The organism is Kosakonia quasisacchari (genome assembly GCF_004331415.1).
GTDB lineage: Bacteria > Pseudomonadota > Gammaproteobacteria > Enterobacterales > Enterobacteriaceae > Kosakonia > Kosakonia quasisacchari.
Window position 1 is genome coordinate 22,606 of sequence record NZ_SJOP01000033.1, and the last position, 6,825, is coordinate 29,430.

Below are 6,825 nucleotides of genomic sequence, written 5' to 3' on the forward strand. Positions count from 1 at the left end.
CCTATAGACCATAAATCCGGTGTGGCTGTAACAAAGCCTCTACCGCCAGTGGAATTTCGGATGTGATATTGCCGATATTTACCGCTTCACGGTTTGCATACCAGTGTCCAATCAGGAGCAGCATCGCTGTGCGGATATCGTCATCGAGCAGGAGACGATCGGCATCATCAGCAAAACCAGGTTCATCATTTGTTTTGTAGAGCCTGCGGCGTGTCCAGGTCTGAACGTATCGCGCCGCTGCCCCGGTGAAAATTTCAAGCAGGTTATCATCGCCTGTAAAATCATCATCGATTCGGCAATGCCCGCGCACCACGGACAATTCAAGGAATTCCATCGACTCATCGCCTTAAAGAAAGGCGGCCCGCAGGCCGCCGAATACCTTAGCTGCCTGAAGCGGCAGAAATAGAACCGTAGATGAACGATTCCGGGCGTTTCACCGCCAGCGCCAGACGTTCTTCACAACGAATCGAGATCATGTTTTTCTCGAAGTCGTCGGCGTTCTCGGTGGAAATCACCACGTTGGCATCTTCACGATCGAAGATCTGCGCACCGGCATTAAACGCACCCGTCAGGAATTTACCGATAAACTGCTGCGCTTCGGTCGCCACTACCGGAAGCCCCCACAGCGTCGGGCCTGTCAGTGCTGCCGGGTTAGCCAGGATATAGCGGCCCAGGCTGTCTTTTGTCAGTTCAATCTTCGCCCAGTCAATGAAGTGCAGGACATGGCCGGAAGCCGGGAAACGGGCAAGCTGCGCCTGCAGCATGGCAAGACGCAGAATATCAATCCCGTTCTGATGCTCCACCTGAAACGCCGGATCAAACGCTGATGCCTGCGGGACGATGCCATGCAGGTGAGCGCCGCTACCGTCGCCGAAAAGGATTTCCTGCTCTTCGGCATATTTCAGGCCGTAACGCATTTCGGCATCAATGGTCGACTGCAACTGCGCGAAATCGTCCAGGATCTGTTTGGAGGCTTTGAACATATGCGCGACGGTAGTCACCGGTGTGATTTTGGTGGCAAACTCGATATCGCTGTACGGTTTGGCCGTATTCTCCGGAACAACCTTCGCGTTGTTGGTGAAACCAGTCTGTTGCACCCAGAAAATAGCCGGTGAGGTGGTACGCCCGGGCGCAATCAGGTCGCGAATGAAAAGACGCTGTTTCGGCGCGGTATCAATCCCCGGCAGTCGCTGCGGCTCGACAACGCGATCCGGCAGGTCAGGGGAAGTGATCGCGGCCTTCACCGGAACGCTGACACGTTTGCCACCTTCCGCGCTTGCGGCAAAGGCTTTTAACGCCTCGGAAGAAATCACCTGTTTACCGACGGTTTCAATAACGGTTTTTGCATTTGCCAGCGGCATCTGCGCAACCTGCTGCTCCAGCTCACCCAGGGCAGCTTTCAGGGTTTTCTCAGCCTCTTTAAGAGCGTTAAATTCAGAAGCCATCTTATCGACGGTTTCTTTTGTTTCAGCAGACAACTGCCCGGTTTTCTTTGCTTCAGTCAGTGCTTCTTCTGCTTTGGCGTTGAATTTACTGGTGGCCTCTTCAATGCTGGCAGTAACTTTTTTCAGAATATCGTTTACTTCAGACATAGCGGATCCTTATTTGACTAACGCAGCCAGGGCGTTTTCAAGAGATGAGATGGTTTCTGGTTTAATGTCGTCGGCAGCGCCCGGCGTACCGTCAGTGGTGGTGGCAGCGCCAGGCATGCCACCTGTTAAGGCTTTAATGAGTTTCCGGCGCTCAGCGCGCGGGGTGTTGGTTTTCGCCAGCAGGGCATCGAGTTTGCGCAGCGCCGCCGCGGGAGATTCGTCTTCGGTGGAAATTTCGTCGGCAGAAAGCAGGCCGTCGGCAAAACCTTTATCAACTGCCTCACTGCCGCCGATATAGGTTTCGCCATCCATCATTGATTCAATGTCAGCCGCTTTCAGGCCGCTGCGCGCAGAGTAGATATCGGCCATCGCTTTATCAAAGGGCGCCATTTCAGTAGCGACTTTTTCCAGGTCGTGCCGGTTTCCCATGGCGACTACCCAGCAGTTGTGGATCATCAGGAATGCGCCACGCCCGATTTGCACTTCGTCACCGGCCATCGCGATGATGGATGCAGCAGAGGCAGCCAGGCCCAGCACCTTCACCGTCACCTTGCCTTCGTAATCACGAAGCAGGTTATAAATCGCCAGGCCTTCAAACATATCTCCGCCCGGTGAATTGATATTCACGGTGACGTCAGCACCATTCATGGAGCGCAGCGCGCCTGCGATACGGCTGGCAGAAACACCGTCTCCCCAGTAATCCTTCCCGATCACGTCAAAAATCGAGATGCTGTTGTCATCACTGCCTGCAGCACGAATGCCGCCGTTCCATCGCTCCAGTGCAGATGCCGGGAGATCCGGTTTTTCGCGCGCAAAAGGCCGCCCCTCCGGCGCCGCCGGAAGGCTTCTGATTGTCATGGGTTCTCCTAGGCCGCCTGTTTCAGCGGTGACTGTTCGAAAGGAATATCGGGGAATACGTGATTATGGAGGCTTCGCAGTGCCATAGCCTGAGCGGTTGTGCTGCTCTGTTTCAGATCTTCAAGCGGTGTCAGGTTGAGTTGAACCGTATAGATATCACCGCCTTCGATAGGCGGCATATTCTCCAGCCGGCGAACGTCGTTACGCGACATCCAGCCATTCTGCAGCGCACTGGTGTAGTACGCCGCTCGCCCGGCACTGTCGGCACGCAGCAGACCTTCAACACTGAACTCGGCAAAAACATCCTCTTCACCTCCCAGCAGACACCGTGAAATTTCCTGCTCGATATTAACCAGTAACGGACGCAGCGTGTGGGTCAGGAACTGGAGGTTCATCCCCTCCAGGCTCGATGCCCAGCTGCTTTGTTTGGTGGTGTGCCCGACCATGAAAGGTGGCACGCGAAACCAGCGGCAGATCTCTTCTATGCTGAAGGATCGTGATTCAAGCATCTGCGCGGCTTCCGGGTTCATGGTGACATTCTGATATTTAAGACCGCCTTCAAGCACCATGATTTTTCCGGCGTTTTTCGAGCCGGTAAACGCCTGCATGTAACCCCGCAGGCGCTCACGCTGATCCTTGTCCAGTGCCTGCTCAGCTGAAAGAAAGCCCGAACTCTGTAACCCGTTCTCGAAAATCTTGGCGGCGGACTCTTCCACCGCCATCGCTGCGCCAATCACATCGCGCCCGGCCATCATCGGCATCATGCCGCAGACGCCATCCAGGCCAAAGCCGCGGATATGCATCAGGTTCTTTTCCGGGATCACGCGCTCTTTGCCGTTTTCGGTGTAGGTATATTCCAGTCGCCCGGTATCCAGACGTTTCACCACCATGTTCTGCGGAAGAAGCGGAACCAGTGAAACCAGCTTGTTGCCGATATACAGCTTCTCAATGAAGGCGTTACCCCGCAGGCAAAGACTGGCCACCAGCATCAGCATAAAGCGCGACGGTGTCATTTCGAGATTGGGCTTCCGGCATAAAACCTGATAAACCTGATTGCCCTGTGCCAGCTTTCGAGAGCCATCTGCCTGCCGTTCGTAAATTTTCAGCGGCAGGGTTGAAATGGACTCGCTCAGCAACCGGACACAGGCCCATACCGCTGACAGCTGGATTGCTTTGTCAGCCGTCACCACCTTTCCGCTGCTGCTTGTGCCGTACCATTCCTGCCAGAACGTCCCGGTGGTAAGGCTGATGGGGACGCCCAACCAGTTGAGCAGAGCGCTTTTCACCCTGCCCGGCTGCTTATTTTTATTCATCAGAAACCTACCATGATGGGATTTTCAAAGAAGCCGTTAAGATCCTGCCGGGTCTCCGGCAACATGGCGCGACCAATATCCATGATCAGCGCAGTGGCACCGTCAATTTTGTTTTCGTTGTGCTCCTTTATGGGGCGAACAACGTCATCGTTGCCCGGCAGGTGTTTACCCACCACGTTGGAAATACACCAGGTAAGAATGGGATGGCCATCGTGGTGAAAACGCCCCGCCTCGATTGCCGCTTCCAGTTCCTTCATCGGATCTGACATGTTGGTGTAGTTCTGAATGATGGTGATGGGGCTTAAACCTTCGTCGGCCAGATGATGCGAAAGGTTGGTTGCCCCGTGGGGGTCAATAGCTGATTCCTCCACCGGGTTTTGCCTGTTAGCCGCCTTTGCCTCTTCCAGAATGACGCGGTAATCAATTTCAGCGCCTTCGGTAATTTCAAGGTGCCCGCTGTTCACCCATTTCTGGAAACGTTCTGCGGTACGCTGCTGATCCGTATCCGTGCTGTAAACCGTGTCATACGGCACCCAGAAGCGTGGCGCCACGCAGTAGTAATGTCGTTTCCCGTCAATGTCGCGGGTGAAGAGTCTCACCATGCTGTTCATATCCAGTTTGCGCGCAAGGTCAAAAGCCAGATAGCAGGGCTGCCCCTCAAACTGCTCGAGTGTGAGAGTTTCATCCTCACAGTTGCGCCAGCTGACCAGGTTGAAATATGCCGCACGGGCTGACACCCAGATATTCAGGTGTTTTGTTTTGAACACGTTGGCCTGGCGGGCGTTGTTCATAGCCCTTTTCTGCTGGCTGAGCAGGAAATCGCTGTAGACCGATACCCCCATGTTTGGGTTTGCCTTGCGGAGCACCTCCGGATCCGTCCAGTCATCGCCCTCATCCACGGTGTAGATCACACCGAAAAGCTCATCGTTCGGTACCGTGCCGTTAAGCATCTCAATCACTTCACGCCGCTTGTCGTAGCATGGCCCCTCGATGTTGTATCCCGCTGTAGTGATTGCCCACATCAGTGGCTGGCGCCGGGCACCCATGCCGGTCAGCATGGTGGTGTAGAGCGCGTCGGTATCATGCTCGTGATATTCATCGACCACGGCGCAGCTGGGCGACGAGCCGTCGCCGGGGTTCCCGATCAGGGGTTCAAAGCGGGCACCATCCTCCGGCCTGTTCATGTTTGAAGCGTTCACCTCGACGCCAAACGCATCGCACAGCGCCGGGGTACGTTTGCACATCAGCCGGGCCGGGCGGAAAACCTCCCAGGCCTGTTTTTCTGTCGTGGCGCCGGAATACACCTCCGCGCCGAACTCGTCATCACAGGTAAAGCAATAAAGCGCCACCCCGGCAGATATCGCAGATTTGCCATTCTTGCGGGGGATCTCTGTATAAACCTCACGGAAACGGCGCAGCTTAGTGCCTTTTATCACCCAGCCAAACGCCGAGCAGACGATAAATAGTTGCCAGGGCTCCAGTGTTATTGGCATGCGTTTAAACGCCCATTCGCCCTTGGTATGCGGCAATAGCTGGATAAACTTTGCCGCCTTTTCTGCCAGATCCTTATCAAAGCGGTAACGGAATTTCCGGGTTTTCTCTTTTGCCAGATCATCAAGATGGCGCTGACAGGCGTCGATGACATACCGGCACGCCGTCACCCTGCCCCGCACGATGTCGCGGGCATACTGATTTGCGGCGTTCACGTTCGGGTAGGATTTACGGGTCATAAATTTTTGAATGGGTTATCAGACTGTTTTTTGTTTGCTCCGATAAGGCGCTGGCGGCTGCTCGGGTCGAGCCCCAGCATCCCGCCAAATGATGCCATCTGGCGCATCGCCTCATTGAGCACCGTCAGTGCCGGGTTTTTTATCGGGCCGCCCATTGAGCCAGCCATGACGATCCCATGTTCCTGAATATGCTCCTGCGCCTGACGGGAGTTCGAATAGGCGATACAGAACATTTCAAGGTTATGCAGATCGGTGGCGCAGAGAACCTGCTGAGCACAAAGCTCTTTTGAAACCATGCGCCACATCGTCGCGGCGTTATCGTCCAGCCACTCCGGCGGCTCAACGCCAGTGATCGGCGTGAATGAAGGCTCAGTTTTGTTGAGGGCGCGCTTCCCCGGATTGCCCGCCAGCAACTTCCTTGCAACAGGCTTTGCCCGGCGCCCGGATCGCCCCGTCGCTCCAGCCATAGACGCTCCGGTTAATTTTTATATTTCGCGGGTGAAAAAATCTGACTGAGGCGGCGGTCCTTAGCAGGCAACCCTCTGAACTTTTGCCCCGCCCTCCCCCTTGATGAGAATCCATATCATTCACATCGATATAGTTGCAAATGCAATTAATTTATTGATATCTATTCTCATTTGAATCTTTCGCGCCCCGTCTTCGAACGGTGGCATGACCAGCACAGGGCTTCGAGATTGGTCTGGTCGTCTGTGCCGCCGTTAGCTTTGGCAATGATATGGTCGACTGTCTTTGCCGGTGCTATCAGCCCGTTGCGTTTACAGTTCTGGCACAGATGTTTGTCGCGCTTCAGCACCTCAGCCCTGAGCACGTCCCACTTGCTTCCGTAGCCACGCTGGTGGCGGCTCTGCCCGTGCTGATGCTGTTGCCAGCCTTCGTTGCGGTGCTGGTCACAGTAGCCTGAACGGTCTGTCGTTGTTCCTGAGCAGCCACGCTTGCGGCATGCTCGCGGTATCGCTGCTGGCATTATGCAACCCTCCATGCCCGTCGCCGTTCCGTCCGCACCTCACCATCGGGATGGCGCTCTACCGGTTCACCGTCAGCGTGATCAACAAGTGACCAGCAGGGGTAGACCACCGGCGCACCCCATGCATCACCCAGCGCGAAGTCAGCAGGCTTGCTGCTGTCCCAGCTTGCCAGCACCCTCGGTAGATGCTGAGGCGGCACGCTGTAACACACGCCATGAATGAGCTGCGGCAGCATGATGTAGTCGGCTCGCGTCCTGTCGGCGGCAATCAGGCGCTCGGCAATCTGAGCCTGATACTGAGGTGGGCGACCAGTACCAAGATAGAAACTGATCAGGGAATCTGGGTA

The 6,825-nt window shown here is 55.4% G+C and carries 7 protein-coding genes and 1 pseudogene; all 8 read right to left on the bottom strand.

Annotated features, from left to right (window positions below):
- Position 1: 1 nt before the first annotated feature.
- Complete coding sequence (locus E0L21_RS23325) at positions 2-334, bottom strand: head-tail connector protein (RefSeq protein ID WP_131413644.1); 333 nt, start codon at positions 332-334, stop codon at positions 2-4.
- Positions 335-380: 46 nt separating this feature from the next.
- Positions 381-1,592 carry a phage major capsid protein gene (locus E0L21_RS23330; RefSeq protein ID WP_131413645.1) on the bottom strand — a complete coding sequence of 404 codons (1,212 nt, stop codon included), beginning with the start codon at positions 1,590-1,592 and terminating at the stop codon, positions 381-383.
- A gap of 9 nt (positions 1,593-1,601) precedes the next feature.
- A complete protein-coding gene (locus E0L21_RS23335; RefSeq protein WP_131413646.1) occupies positions 1,602-2,450 on the bottom strand; it encodes a head maturation protease, ClpP-related in 849 nt (282 codons plus the stop codon).
- Positions 2,451-2,458: 8 nt separating this feature from the next.
- Positions 2,459-3,763, bottom strand: a complete 1,305-nt coding sequence (locus tag E0L21_RS23340; RefSeq protein WP_131413647.1) for a phage portal protein — start codon at positions 3,761-3,763, stop codon at positions 2,459-2,461.
- A complete protein-coding gene (locus E0L21_RS23345; protein ID WP_131413648.1) occupies positions 3,763-5,493 on the bottom strand; it encodes a terminase large subunit in 1,731 nt (576 codons plus the stop codon). Before E0L21_RS23345 ends, E0L21_RS23340 begins: the two co-directional genes overlap by 1 nt.
- On the bottom strand, positions 5,490-5,960 hold the full coding sequence (locus E0L21_RS23350; RefSeq protein ID WP_131413649.1) for a phage terminase small subunit P27 family: 471 nt from the start codon (positions 5,958-5,960) through the stop codon (positions 5,490-5,492). Before E0L21_RS23350 ends, E0L21_RS23345 begins: the two co-directional genes overlap by 4 nt.
- A 167-nt stretch (positions 5,961-6,127) precedes the next feature.
- Positions 6,128-6,478 carry an HNH endonuclease gene (locus E0L21_RS23355; protein WP_131413652.1) on the bottom strand — a complete coding sequence of 117 codons (351 nt, stop codon included), beginning with the start codon at positions 6,476-6,478 and terminating at the stop codon, positions 6,128-6,130.
- Positions 6,478-6,825: pseudogene (locus E0L21_RS23360) on the bottom strand (hypothetical protein); the annotation flags it as partial. The gene E0L21_RS23355 and the pseudogene E0L21_RS23360, both read right to left, overlap by 1 nt.

What these genes read in the sequence shown, in the direction of transcription:
- E0L21_RS23325 (WP_131413644.1), bottom strand. Translation starts at nt 334, where the DNA reads ATGGAATTCCTTGAATTGTCCGTGGTGCGCGGGCATTGCCGAATCGAT.
- E0L21_RS23330 (WP_131413645.1), bottom strand. Translation starts at nt 1,592, where the DNA reads ATGTCTGAAGTAAACGATATTCTGAAAAAAGTTACTGCCAGCATTGAA.
- E0L21_RS23335 (WP_131413646.1), bottom strand. Translation starts at nt 2,450, where the DNA reads ATGACAATCAGAAGCCTTCCGGCGGCGCCGGAGGGGCGGCCTTTTGCG.
- E0L21_RS23340 (WP_131413647.1), bottom strand. Translation starts at nt 3,763, where the DNA reads ATGAATAAAAATAAGCAGCCGGGCAGGGTGAAAAGCGCTCTGCTCAAC.
- E0L21_RS23345 (WP_131413648.1), bottom strand. Translation starts at nt 5,493, where the DNA reads ATGACCCGTAAATCCTACCCGAACGTGAACGCCGCAAATCAGTATGCC.
- E0L21_RS23350 (WP_131413649.1), bottom strand. Translation starts at nt 5,960, where the DNA reads ATGGCTGGAGCGACGGGGCGATCCGGGCGCCGGGCAAAGCCTGTTGCA.
- E0L21_RS23355 (WP_131413652.1), bottom strand. Translation starts at nt 6,478, where the DNA reads ATGCCAGCAGCGATACCGCGAGCATGCCGCAAGCGTGGCTGCTCAGGA.